Origin of the sequence: Nocardioides coralli (assembly GCF_019880385.1) — a bacterium.
Taxonomy (GTDB): domain Bacteria; phylum Actinomycetota; class Actinomycetes; order Propionibacteriales; family Nocardioidaceae; genus Nocardioides; species Nocardioides coralli.
The window spans coordinates 1,555,191-1,574,416 of record NZ_CP082273.1 but is presented as its reverse complement, the minus strand read 5'-3'; the positions used below and the strand labels follow the sequence as shown (position 1 = coordinate 1,574,416).

Genomic DNA, 19,226 nt, shown 5'->3' with positions numbered 1-19,226 from the left:
CGCGCGACCGCCTGAAGGGAGGGGGACGAACCGCCCTTCGAGGCCTTCGTGTCGAGTGTCTACGTGCGCGACGTAGCCGAGTGGCGCCTCCCTCTTCCGGCAGACCCCGGTCCTGACGGCAGACTGACCGCATGGCACACGGGACCCACGACCACGCGGACGACCCGCGCAACCAGGAGATCCTGATCTGGGTCGACGGCACGCTCAAGCCCCGCGCCGAGGCGGTCGTCTCGGTCTTCGACTCCGGCTTCGTGCTCGGCGATGGCGTCTGGGAGGGGCTCCGCGTCCACCGCGGCCACCCGGCGTTCCTCGAGCGCCACCTCGACCGGCTGTGGCAGGGCGCTGCAACGCTCATGATCGACATCGGCATGTCGCGCACCGAGCTCACCCGGGCGATCTACCAGACGCTGGCAGCCAACCAGATGCGGGACGGCGTCCACGTCCGGCTGATGGTGACCCGGGGCGTGAAGTCGACGCCCTACCAGGACCCTCGCGTCACCGTGGGCCCGGCCACGGTGGTGATCATCGCCGAGCACAAGGAGCCGATGCCCGCGACGGTCAGCGAGGGCATCACCCTCTTCACGACCCACGTGCGCCGCGCGACCCCGGACACCCTCGACCCCAAGCTCAACGCCCACAGCAAGCTCAACGACATCACCGCCTGCATCCAGGCGTACACGGCCGGTGCCGACGAGGCGCTGATGCTCGACCCCCACGGATTCGTCGCGACCTGCAACTCCACCCACTTCTTCATCGTCACGCCCGAGGGCGAGGTGTGGACGTCCGACGGTCGGTTCTGCCTCGGCGGCATCACCCGCGGCAACGTGCTCGACGTGTGCCGGGCCGCCGGCATCCAGGCCCGCGAGACCACCTTCAGTCTCACCGACGTCTACGGCGCCGCCGAGGCCTTCGTCACCGGTACCTTCGCCGGGCTCGTCCCGGTCCGGGCGGTCGACGGCCGCACCATCGGCGCCGGCAGCCGGGGCCCGGTCGTGGAGCGCCTGCAGGGGCTCTACGCCGACCACGTCACCGCCGACGTCGCCGACCGGGTCGCGCCGTGACAGACACCCGGCTCGCGATGTGGTCAGGCCCGCGCAACATCTCCACGGCGATGATGCGGGCCTGGGAGAACCGGCCCGACACGGTCGTGGTGGACGAGCCGTTCTACGCGTCGTACCTCCACGCGACGGGGGCCGACCACCCGGCACGGGAGGAGGTCATCGCCTCGCAGCCCACCGACCCGGCTGAGGTCGTCGCCGGACTGCTCGCTCCACTGCCGCCGGGAGTGACGGTCCACTACGCGAAGCACATGACCCACCACCTCGCGCCGGACGCGGACCTGTCCTGGCTCGCCGAGTTCCGCACCGCGCTCCTGATCCGTGAGCCGCGGGAGGTCGTCGCCTCCTACGTGCGGGCCCGGGAGGCGTGCGAGCCGGAGGACATCGGGCTGCTCCAGCAGGTCCGGCTCCTCGACCACCTCGACGCACCTCCGCCGGTCATCGACGCTGCCGACTTCCTGCGTGACCCCGAGGGGCACCTGCGCTGGCTCTGCGACTGGCTCGGCATCGACTTCACCGACCGGATGCTGTCGTGGCCGGCGGGACCGCGCGACACCGACGGCGTCTGGGCCCCCCACTGGTACGACGCGGTCTGGGCCTCGACCGGGTTCGAGCCGCACCGCCCGCGCGTCGTCGACCTCGACGCCCACGACGCGGCGGTCGCCGAGGCCTGCCGGCCGGCCTACGAGCGGCTGCGCGAGCTGCGGGTCCGGCTCTGACTCGCTGCCGAACGATGCCACGAGGCGCACTCCCGTGCCGCGGGTCGTGCGCTCCCTCCTCGCCGTAGCCGGAAGGACCCGACGTCGTCTCGCGGTCGCCGCCCCCGCGTGAGAGGTCAGCCGTCACCGGAGCTCGGTCCTTCGGCCTACGACCCGGCGAGGCGCGCCCCCGGGGTCAGCAGAGCTTGCCGTCGAGGACGGTCGCCCTCCCCCGCAGGAACGTCGCCACGACCCGGCCGGGCAGCTCCATCCCGGCGTACGGCGTGTTGCGCGACAGCGACGCGGTGTCGGCGGCCTCCACGACCCGGCGCACCGAGGGGTCGTAGAGCACCACGTTGGCGGGCGCGCCCTCGACCAGCGGCTGTCCGTGGTCGGCCACCCGTCCGATCCGCGCCGGGGCGTGGGACATCCGCTCCGCGACGCCCCGCCAGTCGAGCAGTCCCGCGTCGACCATCGTCTCCTGGACGATCGACAGCGCCGTCTCCAGACCGAGCATCCCGAACGCCGCCGCGGCCCACTCGCAGTCCTTGTCCTCGTGGGGGTGCGGCGCGTGGTCGGTGGCGACGATGTCGATCGTGCCGTCGGCGAGCCCCGCGCGCAGCGCCTCGGCGTCGGCGGCGGTACGCAGCGGCGGGTTGACCTTGTAGATGGGGTTGTAGGTCGCGGCCAGCTCGTCGGTCAGGAGCAGGTGGTGGGGACACACCTCCGCGGTGACGTTCCAGCCCTGCTGCTTGGCCTGTCGCACGATCTCGACCGACCCGGCGGTCGAGACGTGGCACACGTGCAGGCGCGAGCCCACGTGGGCGGCGAGCAGGCAGTCGCGCGCGATGATCGCCTCCTCCGCGACGGCCGGCCATCCGGCCAGGCCGAGGCGGCCCGAGAGCTCGCCCTCGTTCATCTGCGCGCCCTCGGTGAGCCGCGGCTCCTGGGCGTGCTGGGCCACGACCCCGTCGAAGGCCTTCACGTACTCGAGCGCCCGCCGCATCAGGACGGCGTCGCTGACGCACTTGCCGTCGTCGGAGAACACCCGGACGCGAGCGGCGGAGTCGGCCATCGCACCGAGCTCGGCGAGCCGCTCCCCCGCGAGGCCGATGGTGACCGCGCCGACGGGGTAGACGTCGCAGTAGCCGGCCTCCCGGCCCAGCCGCCACACCTGCTCGACGACCCCGGCCGTGTCGGCCACGGGCTCGGTGTTGGCCATCGCGTGCACCGCGGTGAAACCGCCGCGGGCCGCGGCCTGGGTGCCGGTGAGCACCGTCTCGGCGTCCTCGCGACCGGGCTCGCGCAGGTGGGTGTGGAGGTCGACGAGGCCGGGCAGGGCGACCAGGCCGGTGGCCTCGACGGTCTCCACCGGGCCCTCGGGCTCGACGGCGTCCCCGACGGCGGCGATGACGCCGTCACGGAGGAGCAGGTCGGTCGGGTCGCCGCCGAGGATCGAGGCTCCCCGGATCAGGTAGGTGGTCACGCGGAGGCCTCCTGGGTCGCGTCGGGCAGGTCGTCGTGCTCGCTCTCCGAACCGCTCAGCAGCAGGTAGAGCACCGCCATCCGGACGGCGACACCGTTGGTCACCTGCTCGACGATCACCGACCGCGCGGAGTCGGCGACGTCGGCGGTGATCTCCATGCCGCGCACCATCGGACCGGGGTGCATGACGATCGTGTGCTCCTGCAGCGTGGCCATCCGGCGCCCGTCGAGGCCGTAGCGCCGGGAGTACTCCCGCGCCGTCGGGAAGAAGGCGGCGTTCATCCGCTCGGCCTGGACGCGCAGCATCATCACGACGTCGGCCTTGGGCAGCACCGCGTCGAGGTCGTAGGACGTCTCGACCCCCCAGGTGTCGACCCCCACCGGGAGCAACGTCGGCGGGGCCACCAGCGTCACCTCGGCCCCCAGCGTCTGCAGCAGCAGGGCGTTGGAGCGCGCCACCCGCGAGTGCAGCACGTCACCGACCACCGCCACGCGGCGACCGTCCAACGACCCGAGGTGGCGCCACATGGTGAAGGCGTCGAGCAACGCCTGCGTGGGGTGCTCGTGGGTGCCGTCGCCGGCGTTGACCACGCTGGAGTGCACCCAGCCGGAGTGAGCGAGCCGGTGCGGGGCCCCCGAGGCGCCGTGGCGGACGACCACGGCGTCGGCGCCCATCGCCTCGAGCGTCAGCGCCGTGTCCTTGAGCGACTCGCCCTTGGACAGCGAGGACCCCTTGGCCGCGAAGTTGATGACGTCGGCGGAGAGCCGCTTGGCGGCGGCCTCGAAGGAGATGCGGGTCCGGGTGGAGTCCTCGAAGAACAGGTTGACCACGGTCCGGCCGCGCAGCGCGGGCAGCTTCTTGATCGGCCGGTCGGCCAGCGCCCGCATCTCGGCAGCGGTGGTGAGGACCAGCTCGGCGTCCTCGCGGCTCAGGTCGGCCGCGGACAGCAGGTGGCGCCTCATGCGTCGGCCCCCTCGATGGTCACGGAGTCCTCGCCGTCGATCTCGGCGACGGTGACCCGCACCCGCTCGACGAGCGAGGTGGGCAGGTTCTTGCCGACGAAGTCGGCGCGGATCGGCAGCTCGCGGTGGCCGCGGTCGACCAGCACCGCCAGCCGGACCGCGGCCGGCCGCCCGATCTCGGTGAGGGCGTCGAGCGCGGCGCGGATGGTGCGGCCCGAGAAGAGCACGTCGTCGACCAGCACCACGGTGCGGTCGTCGATGCCGTCCCCCGGGATCTCGGTGTGGAGCAGCGTCCGCGCCGGCTTGAGGCGCAGGTCGTCGCGGTACATCGTGACGTCGAGGGAACCGACGGGCACCTCGGTGCCCTCGACCTCGGCGATGCGGGCCGCGACCCGCTCAGCGAGCGGTACGCCGCGGGTGGGGATCCCCAGCAGCACCAGGTCGCCGGCGCCCTTGTTGCGCTCGAGGATCTCGTGGGAGATGCGGGTGAGGGCCCGCGTGACGTCGCGGGCGTCGAGGACGGTGCGACCGGTCGTCGGCGCCTCGGGGTGAGGGGCAGGCATGCTGCCGGACCTCCTTCTCCGCCTCACGGGACGGCTCGTTAAAGGATGTCGATCGCGTGCACTCTAGCCCACGCGGGCCGGGATCAGAGCAACGTGGCCATTCCCGCGCAGGCCTTGAGCCACGCAGCCCGGGTGCCGTCGCTGAGCATCGCGTAGGGCACGACCGAGCCGGACACCAGCACCGGGTCGTAGGGCACCCGGTAGACCGCCTTGGTCCGCTGCTCGTAGACCTGCACCAGGTCGTGGGCCAGCTGCTCGTCGACGTGGGAGGAGGGGTCGGAGAGGACGGTGACCGTCTTCTGCTTCAGGCCCTCCCACCCGGCGTCCTGCAGGGCGTCGAGCATCCAGAGCCCGGAGTAGCCGGTGTCCTCGCGCACCGTGGAGGTGACCACCAGCAGGTCGGCCGCGCCGGCCGCGGCGAGCCAGTTCTCGGCACGCATGTTGTTGCCGGTGTCGACCAGGATCACCCGGTAGAAGCGCTCCAGCAGCTTGTGGACCGCCGCGAAGTCCTGTGCCCGGATCATGCCGGTGACGTCGGGCCGCTCGTCGCTGGCGAGGATGTCGAAGTGGGCGTCTCCCTGCGAACGCACGAAGGCCCCGAGGTCGCCGATGCGGGCCTGGTAGACGTCGTTGAACTTCTCCAGGTCCTCGAGCAGCTCCCGGGTGGTGTTGCGGTGGGCACTGCGGTGGCCGCGGATGCCGAGCGTGCCGCGGGTCTCGTTGTTGTCCCAGGCCACGATGCCGCCACCGCGCACCGTGCCGAAGGTGTAGCCGGCGGCCAGCACGCCCGTGGTCTTGGCTGCGCCGCCCTTCGGGTTGAGGAAGGCGATGGTGCGGGGGCCGTCGAAGTCGCGCTGGATCGCGCGGCGGTCCTTGGCATGCTGCAGCTCGGCCGGGCTCATCCGCGGCGCGATCGCGCCGCCGGTCCACCGGCGCACGCGTCCGCGCCAGCCCCACGTGGCCGGGCCGAAGTCGGTCTGGTCGGACCGGCGGTCGAGGAAGTCGGTGGCCGACATGAACCGCTGCACCGTCGCGTCCTCGGCCCCGTCGTCCGTGGAGGGCGCGGTGTCCGGGGCGGCTGTCGCCGCAGCCTGTGCCGCACCGGCCGGCGGCGTGGCGGGGGCGGCGGACGGGGCGACGGACGGGGCCATGGGGGCGCGCTCGGGCACGGGCTGCGTCGCCGCGGCCGGGCCGGTGGTCGCCGGCGTCGTCGGCGCCGGCGGGGCGGCCGGCGCCTGCTGCTCCGGTGCGACGTCGGCGCGGGGGGTGCTCGGGACCGGCCACGAGCCGGAGCCCACGGGGGCCTGCGGGCCGGCGGGCGTGGCAGGGGTGGGGGGCGCGAGCGGCTGCCGCGAGGCCACCGGGTCCGGTTGGGCAGGCGTCTCTCCCGGCAGCGGTCCGGTCAACGGGTCGTGGTGGGGCAGCGGGGGTGCGACCTCGCTGCGGTGGGCGTCGTACGCCGCCAGCTCCTCGGGCGTGTAGAGCCGGTCGCTGGTGTCGGGCTCCGTGTCGTGCCAGGTGTCCGCGCGATGGGCGGGGTACTCGTCAGCCATCCGAGACTCCTTCGATGGGCTCCGGGGAGGTGGGCTCCGGGAAGTGGCCGCCTGTCAGCCTAGCCCGCCTGTTGCTCCTGGCCATCATGACCACCTGGCGACCTCCGCAAACCCCCGGAGCGGCGTGGGTGCCGGTCGTCGGCGCAGGCCAGGCGCCTGCTCTGGCCGCTGGGGCCCTCAGCGCAACGAGGACACCGCGACGTCGACCGCCCGGTGGAAGGTCGGGTAGGCGTAGTGCATCGAGGCCAGCCGCTCCAGCGGCACCTCGGCGTGCACGGCGAGCGCCAGCAGGCCCAGCACCTCTCCCCCGCTGGGCCCCACCGACGTGGCCCCCACGAGCACCCCGCGGTCGGCGTCGGCGACGAGCTTGAGCAACCCCTCGGCGCCGGCCTGGTGGATCCAGCCGCGGCTGGACTCGGGCAGCTCGGCACGCCCGACCCGGACGTCGATGCCGGCGTCGCGCGCCTGCGCCTCGGTGAGCCCCACGGCCCCGACCTCGGGGTCGGTGAAGGTCACGTGGGTCACCGCGCGGTAGTCCGCGGACCCGGGGCGTCCGAGGACGTCACGGACGACGACGTCGGCCTGGTACATGGACACGTGCGTGTAGGGGCCCCGGCCGGTGATGTCGCCAACGGCCCACAGCCGGTCGGCGAGGCGCTGCCGGTCGTCGACGTCCAGCGAGTCGGCCTCCGGGTCGAGCCCGACGGTCTCCAGACCCAGACCGGCGAGGTTGGGGGTGCGCCCGGCCGCGACGAGCAGCTGCTGGACCCGGATCTCGCCGTCGCTGGTGTGGACGACGAAGTCGCCGTCGTGCTCGACGCGGTCGACCTGCACCCCGGTCCGGACGTCGATGCCCTCGTCGGCGAAGACCCTGGCCAGGGACTCCCCGGCCTCGGGCTCGTCGCCCCCCAGCAACCCGTCGGCCATCTCGAGGAGGGTGACCTCCGTGCCGAACCGGGCGAACACCTGCGCCAGCTCGCACCCGATGGGGCCACCACCCACGACCGCCAGCGAGGTGGGCAGCTCCGTGACCCGGACGACCTCGCGGTTGGTCCAGAACGGTGTGCCCGACAGGCCCTCGACAGGGGGAACGGCCGGCGAGGTACCGACGTTGAGGACGACCCCCCGACGCCCCACGTACTCGTCCTCACCCACGCGCACCGTCCCCGGGCCCGTGAGCGTGCCCTCGCCGCGCACGATGCGGACGCCGGCGGCCTCCAGACGCTCGGCGTGCGAGTCGTCCTGCCAGTGGTCGGTGGCCTGCTTGTCGATCCGGCGCGCCACCTGCTCCCACGCCGGCGTGACGCTCGCAGTGCCGGCGAGCTGCCCGACCCTGCGGGCCTCGGCGAGCGCGTTGGCGGCGCGGATCATCATCTTCGACGGGACGCAGCCGTAGAACGGGCACTCCCCGCCGACGAGGTCGCGCTCGATGCCGACGACGTCGAGCCCCTCCTCCGCCAGCTTCTGGGCGGCGTACTCGCCACCGGGACCGAGCCCGACGACCACCAGGTCGACGTCGTACGTCGTCATCCGGGACCTCGCGCTCAGGACCGGGAGAGGTGGCGGGCGCGGGCGAAGGCGTAGACGCCGTAGCAGGCGATGCCGACCGCGACCACGACCAGCAGGAGCTGCCCGAACGGCGCGTCGGCCAGCCGCTGCAGCGCCTGGTCGAGGCCACCGGACTTCTTGGGGTCGTGCGTGAGGGCAGCCCAGCCGAAGAGGCCCCCGATGACCGCGATCGCCAGCCCCTTCGCGATGTAGCCCACCTTGCCGATGACGCGGAGCGCGGTCCCGGTGTCGCCGCTGCGGCCCTCGCCGTCGATCTTCTCGAGGAACTTGTCGCTGATCCCCTGGTAGGCGTGGTGCCCGCCGTAGCCGAGGACGCCCAGCCCAACCAGCCCGACGATCAGCTGACCGCCGGGCATCCCCATGAGCTGGGCGGTGAGACCGTCGGTGCCGCTGCCGGACTTGCTGTCGCCGAGCGCCACCTTGAGGGCCGAGAAGCCGAGCGCGCCGTAGACCGCGGCCTTCAGCAGCGAGGCGGCCTGCTTGCGCTTCTTGTCGGCGCCGTCCTCCTGGCGGTGGCCCTGCCAGGCCTGGAGCAGGCGCCACACCACGAGCAGCAGCAGGCCGAGCGCGACCAGCCACACCAGCACGGCACCCACCGGCTGGTCGGCCAGGGCGTGCATGGCCCCGGTGCTGGAGGCGGAGGTCTTGCGCTCGCCGAAGGCGATCTGCAGCGCCAGCCACCCGATGACCAGGTGCACGAGCCCGTAGGCGACCAGGCCTGCCCGGACGGCGTGGTCGAGGGCGTCGCTGTGGTGCGCCTGCTTGGCGGCGCTGCTGAGGTCCATGTTGGCGAGACTAGTGGGCGCCAGGGAGCGTCGGCTCACCCGGACGAGGCACTGTCAGCCGGCGAGGGAGGACTTGTCGCGCTGCAGGGCGCCGAGCACTCCGTTGACGAACTGGGGGGACTCGTCGGTCGACAGGTCCCGCACCAGCGCCATCGCCTCGGTCACGGCCACCGTGTCCGGCACGTCCTCGACGTGCAGCAGCTCGAACAGGCCGATGCGGAGGACGTTGCGGTCGACGGCCGGCATGCGCGCCAGCGACCACCCCTGGGCGTACTGCGTCAGCAGCTCGTCGATGCGTGGCCGGTGCTCGGCGACGCCGCGGACGAGGAACGCCGTGTAGTCGTTCGTGGGCCCCTCGCCCTCGGCGATGGCCCGGTCGAGGGCGTCGACGGGGTCCTCGCCGCGCAGCTCGGAGGCGAAGAGGATGTCGAGGGCCCGCTTGCGGGCCTTGGAACGGGCAGGCACGGTGTGCGGTTCAGCCCTTCACACGGCCGAGGTAGGAGGAGTCGCGGGTGTCGACCTTGACCCGCTCGCCCTGGTCGATGAAGAGCGGCACCTGGATCTGGTGACCGGTCTCCAGGGTGGCCGGCTTGGTGCGGCCGGTGGCGGAGTCGCCGGCCACGCCGGGCTCGGTGAAGCTGATCTCCATCTCGACCGACGGCGGCAGCTCGATGAAGAGCACCCTGCCCTCGTTGGTGGCGACGATCGCCTCGTTGTTCTCGAGCAGGAAGTTCTTGGCCTCACCCACGATGGCCGGGTCGATCTCGAGCTGCTCGTAGCTCTGGACGTCCATGAAGACGTAGGACGTGCCGTCGTTGTAGAGGTACTGCATGGTGCGGCGGTCGACCGTGGCGGTCTCGACCTTGGTGCCGGCGTTGAAGGTCTTGTCGACGATCTTGCCCGACTCGACGTTCTGGATCTTGGTGCGCACGAACGCCGGGCCCTTGCCGGGCTTCACGTGCTGGAACTGCAGGACGGACCAGAGCTGCCCGTCGATGTTCAGCACCATGCCGTTCTTGAGGTCGTTCGTCGTCGCCATGGGCGGGAGGATATCCGGGGGCCGGCCCGGGCTCCTAAACGGTGTGACCGCCCCGAGGCGGCCGCTCAGCCGTCGGCCGACGCCACGCGCTCCAGCGCCACCCGGTAGCCCTGGATGCCCTGGCCCGCGATGGTCGCCACCGCGTGCGGCTCGACCACCGAGGTGTGGCGGAACCCCTCCGGGCGCTGCTTCGGGTCGGAGATGTGCACCTCGACGAGCGGGGCGGTCAGCTGGGCGCACGCATCGTGGAGCGCCCACGAGTAGTGGGTCCAGGCGCCGGCGTTGAGCACGACGGGGGTGCGGTCGTCGGCAGCGCTGTTGAGCCAGTCGAGCAGCTCGCCCTCGTGGTTGGTCTGCCGTGCCTCCACCTCCAGGCCCAGCTCCTCGCCCCACGCGACGCACAGCCGGGCCAGCTCGTCGTGGGTGGTGGTGCCGTAGATCTCAGGCTGCCGCCGGCCGAGGCGGCCGAGGTTGGGGCCGTTGAGGACCAGGACACGGGTCATGCCGCACCTCCTGCGATCGCGTCGTAGGCCGCCCGCAGGTGCTCCTCGGACGGCCCCTCCAGGATGACCGGGTCGGCGAGGCCGCGCAGCACGACGAAGCGGAGCCGGGATCCCCGGGCCTTCTTGTCGACCTTCATGGTGGCGTGCAGCTCCTCGAAGGAGGCCGCGTCGTAGCTCGTCGGGAGCCCGACCCGTGCCAGCACGTCCCGGTGTCGTGCCACCACCTCGGGCGCCAGCACCCCTGCGCGGCCGGCGAGCTCGGCCGCGTAGACGCACCCGACTGCGACGGCGTCGCCGTGGCGCATCCGGTAGCCCTCGTGACGCTCGATGGCATGGCCCAGGGTGTGTCCGTAGTTGAGGACCTCCCGGCCCGGGTGACCACCGCTGCCGCCGGTCTCCCGCAGGTCTGCCGTGACGACGTCGACCTTGACGCGGACCGCCCGCTCGACCAGCTCGCGCACCACGGGGCCGTGGGGGGTCAGGTCGCCGGGCTCGTGCTCCTCCACGAGCTCGAGGATGGCGGGGTCGGCGATGAAGCCGCACTTGACGACCTCCGCCAGCCCGGCGGCGAGGTCGGCGGGCGGCAGCGTGTCGAGCGTGGCCAGGTCGCAGAGCACGCCGCCGGGCTCGTGGAAGGAGCCCACCAGGTTCTTGCCCGCGGCGGTGTTGATGCCGGTCTTGCCGCCGACAGCCGCGTCGACCATGCCGAGCAGGGTGGTCGGCACGTGGACGACGCGCACGCCCCGGAGCCAGGTCGCGGCCACGAACCCGCCCAGGTCCGTCACCGCGCCCCCACCGACCGTGACCACGGCGTCGGAACGGGTGAAGCCGTGCTCGCCGAGGAGCTCCCAGCAGCGCTGGGCGACCTCGGCGGTCTTGGCGGCCTCGCCGTCGGGCACCGGGACCGCCAGCACCTCGACGTGCGGCGCGAGTGCCTCCACCACGGGCCGAGCGTGGTCGGTTTGCGGCTCGGCGTGGACCACCGCGACCCGCTCCACGCCACCGCCGAGCAGCGACGGGAGCCGGTCGAGGAGGTCCCGGCCGACGACCACGTCGTACGGCGAGGTCCCGGCGACGTGCATCACGGTCTCGCTCATCCGAGCAGCTCCCGGATCTCCCGGGCGATGTCGTCCGGGTCGCGGCCGTCGGTGTCGACGACGTGGTCGGCGACCGCCTCGTAGACGGGCGTGCGTTCGTCGAGCAGCGACTTGATCCGCGCGCGAACGTTGCCGAGCAGCAGCGGCCGGCCCACGCCGAGCCCGACCCGCTTGACGGCGTCCGCGAGCCCGACGCGGAGGAAGACGACCGGGTGGTCGGCCAGGCGGTCGCGGGTACGGGGGTCCAGCACGGCCCCACCGCCCAGCGCGAGGACGCCGTCGTGCTGCTCCAGCGCGTCGCTCACGGCGACCACCTCCAGCTCCCGGAACCGCTGCTCACCGTCGTCGACGAAGATGTCGGAGATGGTGCGGCCCTCCCGCGCCTCGATGTCGGCGTCGGTGTCGCGGACGGGGAGGTCCCAGGCACGGCCGAGCAGCTCCGCGACCGTGGTCTTGCCCGCCCCCATCGGCCCGACGAGGACGACGCGTGGTCCGCTCACCTGAACCTCAGGGTGTCGAGGTAGCTCTCGGCGTTGCGGCGGGTCTCGGGGAGCGAGTCGCCCCCGAACTTCTCCAGCACCGCGTCGGCGAGCACCAGCGCCACCATCGCCTCCGCGACGATGCCGGCGGCCGGCACCGCGCACACGTCCGAGCGCTGGTGGTGGGCGGTGGCCTCCTCCCCCGTGGCGACGTCGACCGTGCGCAGCGCCCGGGGCACCGTCGCGATCGGCTTCATCGCGGCGCGCACCCGCAGCACCTCGCCGGTGGTCATCCCACCCTCGGTGCCGCCGGACCGTCCCGACGTACGTCGCAGCCCGGTCGCGGTCGGCACGATCTCGTCGTGGGCACGCGAGCCCGGGGTCGCCGCCAGCTCGAAGCCGTCGCCGACCTCGACGCCCTTGATCGCCTGGATCCCCATGAGGGCACCCGCCAGCCGGGCGTCGAGCCGCCGGTCCCAGTGGACGTGCGAGCCGAGCCCTGGCGGCAGTCCGTGGACCACGACCTCGACCACGCCGCCCAGCGTGTCGCCGTCCTGGTGGGCCTGGTCGATCGTGGCGACCATCTGCTTGCTCGTGTCGGGGTCGAGGCAGCGCACCGGGTCGTCGTCGAGCCGCGCGACGTCGTCGGGACCCGGGACGACGCCGGCCGGGACCCGCACGCCACCGAGCTCGACCACGTGGGACACGACGCGGGCGCTGACCGCCTGGTCGAGGAAGTTGGTGGCCACCCGACCGAGGGCGACCCGGGCCGCCGTCTCACGGGCCGAGGCCCGCTCGAGGATCGGACGGGCCTCCTCGAAGGCGTACTTCTGCATGCCGACCAGGTCGGCGTGGCCGGGGCGCGGCCGGGTGAGCGCGGCGTTTCGCGCGAGCGACTCGAGCTCGGCAGGGTCGACGGGGTCGGCGGACATCACCCGCTCCCACTTCGGCCACTCGGTGTTGCCGACCTGGATCGCCACCGGGCCGCCCTGGGTGCGGCCGTGCCGGACGCCTCCGATGATGCTGACCTCGTCCTGCTCGAACTTCATGCGCGCGCCACGGCCGTAGCCCAGTCGACGCCGTGCGAGCGCCTCGGCGATGTCGTCGGAGGTCACCGCGACGTGGGCGGGAAGACCCTCGAGGATCGCGACCAGGGACGGGCCGTGGGACTCGCCCGCAGTGAGCCAACGCAGCATGCCGCAAGTCTTTCACGTCCGAGCCCAGCCACCTCTCCCGCGCCTGCGCGGCGAGAGGTGGCAGTTCCTTCGCGATCCCCCGGTGGTTGAGGTGCGAGCGCAGCGAGCCTCGAAACCCGGGGCGTCAGCTCGAGAACCACGCCGTGGCGGCCGGGCCGAGCACGATGCCGATCAGGGCGCCGATGATCATGAACGGGCCGAACGGGAAGGCGGACCTGAGCAGCGAGCGGTCCCACCGCACGACGGCGAGCAGCAGACCGGGGATCCCGAAGACCAGGAAGCCGGCGTACAGGCCGACGGCGAGCTCACCCCATCCGAGGTGTCCGAGGGCGAAACCCAGCAACGCCGCCAGCCTCACGTCGCCGAAGCCCATGCCCGCGGAGTGCACGAACCACAGCACCCAGTAGAACGACCGCGCGACCACCAGACCGATCGCGGCGCGCAGCACGTCGGTGTGGTCGCCGCTCAGGGCCCACCCCAGGAGGCCCACGACCACGCCGTATGCCGTGGCGGGCAGCACGATCCGCGAGGGCAGCAGCCGGGTGTGCCAGTCGATGACCGCGAGGGCGGTGCAGACCGGGACCACCGGCAGCAGGGCCACCAGCCACCAGTCCCACCCGACGGCGAGCGCGATCACCGCCCCGGCAGCACCGGATCCCAGCGCGGATCGCCACCGCTGGCCTCTCCGGGAGGCGACGTCGACGTAGAGCGGCTTGGGGTCCTCGTCCTCGGCGCTCTCGTCGTGCTCCGGCTCAGGGAGCGCCCGGATGAGGGTGGGGACGAGCAGCCCCGCCGCAGCCGTCGCCACACCTGCCAGGAGCACGAGCAGCACGGTCACCGCGACCTCCCCAGCGCGGCCTCACCGGCGGCGCGCATCTCGGCCAGGGGCGCGGCGAGCCCGGTGAACAGCGAGAACTGCAGGGCCGCCTGGTGGACGAGCAGGTCGAGCCCCGTCACCAGGGGCCGGTCACCGGCTGCGGCGACCAGGGGGGTGGGCCAGGGGTCGTAGACGACGTCGAACAGCGCCGGGACCCCGGCGCACCGGGCCACGAGGCCCGGCGACTGGGCCTCGGCCGGGATCGTGGACACGACGAGGTCACCGACGACGTCGTCGGTCTCGAGGGAGCCCACGCGCACCGCGGGCCGCGCACGGTGGGCGTCGATCGCCGCGAGCGTCTCGGCGGCACGCGCCGGCGACCGCACCAGGAGGGTCAGCGAGCCGGCGCCGAGCTCGCAGAGCGCCAACGCGGTCGACGCGGCCGTGGCGCCACCTCCGAGGATGGTCGCCACCACCGGCGGCGAGGGAAGCCGTTCGCGGAGCGCCGCCACCGCGCCGGGTACGTCGGTGTTGTCGGCGGACCACCCGGCCGTGCCACGGACCAGCGTGTTGGCCGCCCCCGCCAGCTCCGCCACCGGAGAGGCCTCGGCGGCGACGTCGAGCGCCTCGCGCTTGAGCGGCATGGTCACCGACAGCCCACGCCACTCCTCGCCGAGCCCGGCCACGAGCCCCTCCAGTCCCCCCGCCGCGACCCGGAGCGCGTCGTAGCGCCAGTCGAGGCCGGTGGCGTCGTACGCCGCCCGGTGCAGGACCGGTGACAACGAGTGGGCGACCGGGTCCCCCAGGACGGCGCAGCGCATCGCTCAGCAGGCGCCCTGCGACTCGTTCTCGCAGTACTCCCGCAGCTCGTTCTTGTAGGTGAGGAACTCGTCGTAGCTCTCCGCGAACTTGGTCTCGCCGGTGCGCAGGTTGACCGTGACGTAGTAGAACCAGCCACCATCCGTCGGGTTGGCGGCCGCCTGGATGGCCGCGTCGCCCGGCGCCTCGATCGGTCCGGGAGGCAGACCGGGGTTCTGGTAGGTGTTGTAGGGCGAGTCGACCTCGAGGTCCTCGGTCGTCGGCACCGCCCCGAGGTCGTTCTCGGTGGCGTAGTTGACCGTGGCGTCGATCTGCAGGAGGCCGTTGGTCTCCTCACCCTCGAGCCGGTTGTAGATCACGCGGGCCACCTTGCCGCGGTCCTCCTGCCGTGCGGCCTCGGCCTCGATGAGGCTGGCGACGGTCATCAGCTCGTGCGGGGTGTAGCCCAGCCGCTCCGCGGCCGCCTCGAGGTTCGCCTCGGAAGCGGCCTGCTCCCACCGGTCGACCATCGCGGCCAGCATCTCCTGGGGCTTCGCCTTGGGCCCGAAGTCGTAGGTCGACGGGAAGAGGTAGCCCTCCGGGTTGCCGTCGGCGTAGTCGGGGAGACCCAGCGCCCGTGGGTCGTCGAGGACCCTCTCGAACCGGGCACGGTTGAAGTCGGTCTCCTTGGCGAGGATCGCCACGATGTCCTCGACCCTCAGGCCCTCCGGGATGGTGACGGTGTTCTTGAGGATGTTGGCGGGGTCGAGCAGCACGTCGAGCGCGTCGGCCGCCGGCATCTCCTTCTGGAACTGGTAGGCCCCGACCTGGATGGAGCTGGCTCCCGGCTCCGCGGAGGCGGCGTTGAGGAACGCCTGGACCGACGCGACGACGCCAGCGGACTTGAGGCCTCGGCCCATGTCGGCGACGGTGTCGCCCTCCTCGACGGTGTAGACGACCTTGCCCTGACCGGGTCCGGGGTAGTCGGCGGGGTCCGCGAACTGGTCGCGCACGAGCTCCACACCCTTGGTCACGCCGACGTAGAAGAGCACCACCAGGACGGCCAGGGCGACCAGCGCCGCCACGCAGCCGGGAAGCCGGCGGCGGCGACGTCGTCGGGCGCCACCCTCGGGTGGGATGAGCTCCTCGCCGCTCTCGGTGAGCAGTGGGTCGTTGTCACTCATGCTTCCCCTTCGACGTGCTCACCCGGAGGCGTGCCCGTGGCCCGTTCGGTGTCCAGTGCATGTTGCAGGATCAGGACGGCGGCGGCCATGTCGACGACGGCCCGGCGGTCCTGTCCCTTCTTCCCCCGGTCGCGGAGCATAGCCTCCGCCGAAACCGTGGTGAGGCGCTCGTCGACGAGGCGGACGGGCACGGGGGCGACCCGAGCCGCCAGCCGGGCGGCGAACTCGCGCACCTTCGCCGCCGCCGGACCCTCCCCGCCGGAGAGCGATCGCGGCAGCCCGACGACCACCTCCACGGCCTCCTCGTCACGCACCAGCCGGGCGACGCGGGCCAGGTCACCCTTGCCGCGGCGGACCGTCTCCAGCGGGGTCGCCAGGAACCCCGAGGGGTCGCTGCGTGCGACCCCCACACGGGCATCCCCGGGATCGAGCCCCAGCCGTACGCCGGCACGCATCAGCCGCCGGCCACCCGACCCACCTCGGCCGCCACCAGGGCGAGTGCCTCGTCGACCCGCGACGGATCGCTGCCACCGCCCTGGGCCACGTCGTCCTTGCCGCCGCCGCGGCCCCCGACGAGAGGTCCGACGGCACCGACGAGGGCGTTGGCGCTGACGCCCCGCTCGCGGGCGGCGTCGTTGGCCGCCGCCACCACCGAGACCTTGCCGTCGGCGACGCCGATCACCACGACGACCCCGGGCTCGCCGCCGGGCAGCCGTCCACGCACGTCCAGGGCCAGCTGCCGGACGTCGCCACCGGCCGCGCCGTCGACACGATGGGCCACGACCTTGACCGGACCCACCTGCTCGGCCCCGGCGGCCAGCTCGGCACCCGCGTCGAGCAGCTGCTGGACGCGGACCTTCTCGATCTCCTTCTCGGCGCTGCGGAGCCGCTCGACGATGTCGTTGACGCGCTCGGGGAGCTGCTCGGGCTTCACCTTCAACGCCTCGGACAGCTGGGCGACGAGCACGTGCTCCCGCGCCAGGAACCGGTAGGCGTCGCCACCGACCAGCGCCTCGACGCGCCGCACCCCCGAGCCGATCGAGGACTCGCCCAGCAGCTTGATCACCCCCAGCTGGCCGGACCGGCCGGCGTGCGTGCCGCCGCACAGCTCGCGGGCCCAGTCGCCGACCGAGATCACGCGGACCTCATCGCCGTACTTCTCGCCGAAGAGGGCCATCGCCCCCGACTTCACGGCCTCGTCCTGGGTCATGATCTCCGCGTGGACCGAGAGGTCGGCCAGCACGAGGTCGTTGACCCGGGCCTCGACATCGGTCATCACCGACGCCGGGACGGAGCCGGTGGCGGAGAAGTCGAAGCGGAACCGGCCCGGGCTGTTCTCCGAGCCCGCCTGGGTCGCGGTGTCGCCGAGGGCCTCGCGGAAGGCCTTGTGCACCATGTGGGTCGCGGTGTGCGACCGGGAGATGGAGCGGCGGCGCTCGACGTCCACCAGCGAGTGAGCCCCCACACCCACGGTGACCTCGCCGGAGAGGACCCTGGCCTGGTGGACGATCAGGCCGGTGATCGGCGACTGGACGTCGCGCACCTCGACCCGGGCCCCGTTGGCGAGCTCGATGACGCCCTGGTCGGCGAGCTGGCCGCCGCCCTCGGCGTAGAAGGGGGTGCGGTCGAGGACCAGCTCGATCTCGTCGCCCTCGCGCGCGGCCTCGGTGACCCCGCCGGCGGTGACGATGCCGCGGACCGCGCCCTCGGTCACCACCTCGGCGTACCCGGTGAACTCCACCGGTGAGCCGAGTGAGTCGGCGACCGCGCGGTAGGCGCTGGCGTCGCGGTGCTGCCCCTTCTTGGCGGCGGCATCGGCCTTGGCGCGGTCACGCTGCTCGCCCATCAACCGGCGGAAGCCCTCCTCGTCGACCGAGAGCCCCTGCTCGGCGGCCATCTCGAGGGTCAGGTCGATCGGGAAGCCGTAGGTGTCGTGCAGCGAGAACGCCTTGTCCCCCGACAGCTGGCTCCCACCGGACTGCTTGACCTCGGTGGTGGCGAGGTCGAAGATCGCGGTCCCGGCACGCAGCGTCTGCCGGAAGGCGTCCTCCTCGGCGTAGGCGACGGTCGAGATGCGCTCCCAGTCGCGGTGGAGCTCGGTGTAGGTCTCGCCCATCTTGTCGCGGGAGATCGGCAGCAGCTCGGGCAGCGCGCGGTCCTCGAAGCCCAGCAGCCGCATCGAGCGGACGGCGCGACGCAGCAGCCGGCGCAGCACGTAGCCCCGTGCCTCGTTGCCGGGGGTGACACCGTCGCTGATCAGCATCATCGAGGACCGGACGTGGTCGGCCACGACCCGGAACCGCACGTCGTCGGTGTGGCCCTCCGATCCACCAGCGCCGTAGCGGCGTCCGGTCAGCTCCATGGCCTTCTCGATCACGGGGAACATGACGTCGATCTCGTACATGTTCTGCTTGCCCTGGAGCAGGTAGGCCACCCGCTCGAGGCCCATGCCGGTGTCGATGTTCTTCTTCGGCAGGGACCCGGAGATGTCGAGGTCCTCCTTGGACCGCACCGCCGACAGCTCGTCCTGCATGAAGACGAGGTTCCAGAACTCGAGGTAGCGGTCCTCGGCGGAGAAGTCGCCGTCCGGCCCGTAGTCGGGGCCGCGGTCGATGAGGATCTCCGAGCACGGTCCGCCGGGGCCGGGCACCCCCATCGACCAGTAGTTCTCCTTCCTGCCCAGCCGCACGATCCGGTCGTCGGGCAGGCCGGTGACCTTGCGCCAGAGCTCGACGGCCTCGGCGTCGTCGTCGTAGACGGTCGGCCACAGCTTGTCCTCGGCGAAGCCGAAGCCGCCGTCGGCGATCGGCTTGGTCACCAGGTCCCAGCCCAGCTCGATCGCGCCTTCCTTGAAGTAGTCGCCGAAGGAGAAGTTGCCGCACATCTCGAAGAACGTGCCGTGTCGCGTGGTCTTGCCGACGTCCTCGATGTCGGGGGTGCGGACGCACTTCTGGATGCTGACCGCCCGGTCGTACGGCGGGGTCTCCTGCCCGAGGAAGTACGGCTTGAAGGGCACCATGCCGGCGTTGACGAACAGCAGGTTCGGGTCGTCGAGCAGCAACGACGCCGACGGCACGGCCGTGTGGCCGGCGTTCTCGAAGTGACTCACGAACCGACGGCGGATCTCCGCGGTGTCCATCAGTGGTGTCCTCTGCTCTCCGTGCTCATCAGCTCAGGGGTTTGTGCCCGCTCGTGGGGCAGGACGCCGAACCGCTCCCGCAGCTCGGTCTCGCGCTCGGCCGCGCCCTGCGCCACCTCGTCGCGGAGCATGCGTGCGCCGAGGAACAGCGCGGTCACGCGGTCGTGCAGGCCCTCGGCCGTGAAGGCCTCGGCCGCACGCCGGCCACGGACCATGCCATAGATCCCCGCGCCGGCACCGGCGACGAACCACACGGTCCGGCTCATCCGGGGCCCCCGCGGAGGTGTGGGCGGGAGAAGC

20 protein-coding genes are annotated in these 19,226 nt (G+C 72.7%); 2 read left to right on the top strand and 18 right to left on the bottom strand.

The annotated features are described in order from the left end of the window. Positions 1–131: 131 nt before the first annotated feature. Both K6T13_RS07670 and K6T13_RS07665 read left to right on the top strand, forming a co-directional pair. On the top strand, positions 132–1,061 hold the full coding sequence (locus K6T13_RS07670) for an aminotransferase class IV (RefSeq protein WP_222897897.1): 930 nt from the start codon (positions 132–134) through the stop codon (positions 1,059–1,061). Continuing rightward, positions 1,058–1,777 carry a sulfotransferase gene (locus tag K6T13_RS07665; protein ID WP_249423993.1) on the top strand — a complete coding sequence of 240 codons (720 nt, stop codon included), beginning with the start codon at positions 1,058–1,060 and terminating at the stop codon, positions 1,775–1,777. The genes K6T13_RS07670 and K6T13_RS07665 overlap by 4 nt, the downstream gene beginning before the upstream one ends. 175 nt (positions 1,778–1,952) lie before the next feature. On the opposite strand, the gene K6T13_RS07660 is transcribed toward K6T13_RS07665, so the two are convergent. From K6T13_RS07660 to K6T13_RS07575, 18 genes are all read right to left on the bottom strand, one after another. Continuing rightward, a complete protein-coding gene (locus tag K6T13_RS07660; protein ID WP_222897896.1) occupies positions 1,953–3,242 on the bottom strand; it encodes a dihydroorotase in 1,290 nt (429 codons plus the stop codon). After that, positions 3,239–4,204, bottom strand: a complete 966-nt coding sequence (locus K6T13_RS07655; protein ID WP_222897895.1) for an aspartate carbamoyltransferase catalytic subunit — start codon at positions 4,202–4,204, stop codon at positions 3,239–3,241. Before K6T13_RS07655 ends, K6T13_RS07660 begins: the two co-directional genes overlap by 4 nt. After that, positions 4,201–4,767 (bottom strand): bifunctional pyr operon transcriptional regulator/uracil phosphoribosyltransferase PyrR, encoded by a 567-nt coding sequence (pyrR, locus tag K6T13_RS07650; RefSeq protein WP_222897894.1) that lies wholly within the window; start codon positions 4,765–4,767, stop codon positions 4,201–4,203. The genes K6T13_RS07655 and pyrR overlap by 4 nt, the downstream gene beginning before the upstream one ends. 83 nt (positions 4,768–4,850) lie before the next feature. After that, a complete protein-coding gene (locus K6T13_RS07645; RefSeq protein ID WP_222897893.1) occupies positions 4,851–6,320 on the bottom strand; it encodes a MinD/ParA family ATP-binding protein in 1,470 nt (489 codons plus the stop codon). Between the two features lie 177 nt (positions 6,321–6,497). After that, positions 6,498–7,850, bottom strand: a complete 1,353-nt coding sequence (locus K6T13_RS07640) for a dihydrolipoyl dehydrogenase family protein (protein ID WP_222897892.1) — start codon at positions 7,848–7,850, stop codon at positions 6,498–6,500. 14 nt (positions 7,851–7,864) lie between these two features. After that, complete coding sequence (locus K6T13_RS07635; protein ID WP_222897891.1) at positions 7,865–8,674, bottom strand: DUF1206 domain-containing protein; 810 nt, start codon at positions 8,672–8,674, stop codon at positions 7,865–7,867. A gap of 54 nt (positions 8,675–8,728) precedes the next feature. Continuing rightward, the gene (gene nusB / locus K6T13_RS07630) at positions 8,729–9,139 is read right to left on the bottom strand and encodes a transcription antitermination factor NusB (protein ID WP_222897890.1); all 411 of its coding nucleotides are present in this window, start codon (positions 9,137–9,139) and stop codon (positions 8,729–8,731) included. A 10-nt stretch (positions 9,140–9,149) separates the two neighbouring features. Beyond that, complete coding sequence (gene efp, locus K6T13_RS07625; protein WP_222897889.1) at positions 9,150–9,713, bottom strand: elongation factor P; 564 nt, start codon at positions 9,711–9,713, stop codon at positions 9,150–9,152. A gap of 65 nt (positions 9,714–9,778) precedes the next feature. Then, positions 9,779–10,216, bottom strand: coding sequence for a type II 3-dehydroquinate dehydratase (locus tag K6T13_RS07620; protein ID WP_222897888.1), 438 nt, complete (start codon positions 10,214–10,216; stop codon positions 9,779–9,781). Beyond that, positions 10,213–11,313, bottom strand: coding sequence for a 3-dehydroquinate synthase (gene aroB, locus K6T13_RS07615; RefSeq protein ID WP_222897887.1), 1,101 nt, complete (start codon positions 11,311–11,313; stop codon positions 10,213–10,215). The genes K6T13_RS07620 and aroB overlap by 4 nt, the downstream gene beginning before the upstream one ends. Next, positions 11,310–11,813 carry a shikimate kinase gene (locus tag K6T13_RS07610; protein WP_249423992.1) on the bottom strand — a complete coding sequence of 168 codons (504 nt, stop codon included), beginning with the start codon at positions 11,811–11,813 and terminating at the stop codon, positions 11,310–11,312. The genes aroB and K6T13_RS07610 overlap by 4 nt, the downstream gene beginning before the upstream one ends. Further along, complete coding sequence (gene aroC / locus K6T13_RS07605; RefSeq protein WP_222897886.1) at positions 11,810–12,988, bottom strand: chorismate synthase; 1,179 nt, start codon at positions 12,986–12,988, stop codon at positions 11,810–11,812. The genes K6T13_RS07610 and aroC overlap by 4 nt, the downstream gene beginning before the upstream one ends. A gap of 124 nt (positions 12,989–13,112) precedes the next feature. Then, positions 13,113–13,826, bottom strand: a complete 714-nt coding sequence (locus K6T13_RS07600; RefSeq protein ID WP_222897885.1) for a prepilin peptidase — start codon at positions 13,824–13,826, stop codon at positions 13,113–13,115. Continuing rightward, on the bottom strand, positions 13,823–14,626 hold the full coding sequence (locus tag K6T13_RS07595; protein WP_222897884.1) for a shikimate dehydrogenase: 804 nt from the start codon (positions 14,624–14,626) through the stop codon (positions 13,823–13,825). The genes K6T13_RS07600 and K6T13_RS07595 overlap by 4 nt, the downstream gene beginning before the upstream one ends. Before the next feature lie 3 nt (positions 14,627–14,629). Then, positions 14,630–15,787, bottom strand: a complete 1,158-nt coding sequence (mltG, locus tag K6T13_RS07590) for an endolytic transglycosylase MltG (RefSeq protein ID WP_222897883.1) — start codon at positions 15,785–15,787, stop codon at positions 14,630–14,632. Then, on the bottom strand, positions 15,784–16,242 hold the full coding sequence (gene ruvX, locus K6T13_RS07585; protein ID WP_222897882.1) for a Holliday junction resolvase RuvX: 459 nt from the start codon (positions 16,240–16,242) through the stop codon (positions 15,784–15,786). The genes mltG and ruvX overlap by 4 nt, the downstream gene beginning before the upstream one ends. Further along, complete coding sequence (alaS, locus tag K6T13_RS07580; RefSeq protein WP_222897881.1) at positions 16,242–18,926, bottom strand: alanine--tRNA ligase; 2,685 nt, start codon at positions 18,924–18,926, stop codon at positions 16,242–16,244. Before alaS ends, ruvX begins: the two co-directional genes overlap by 1 nt. Continuing rightward, entirely contained in the window at positions 18,926–19,192 is a 267-nt protein-coding gene (locus K6T13_RS07575; protein ID WP_222897880.1) for a DUF6167 family protein, read from the bottom strand. Before K6T13_RS07575 ends, alaS begins: the two co-directional genes overlap by 1 nt. Between the last annotated feature and the right edge of the window lie 34 nt (positions 19,193–19,226).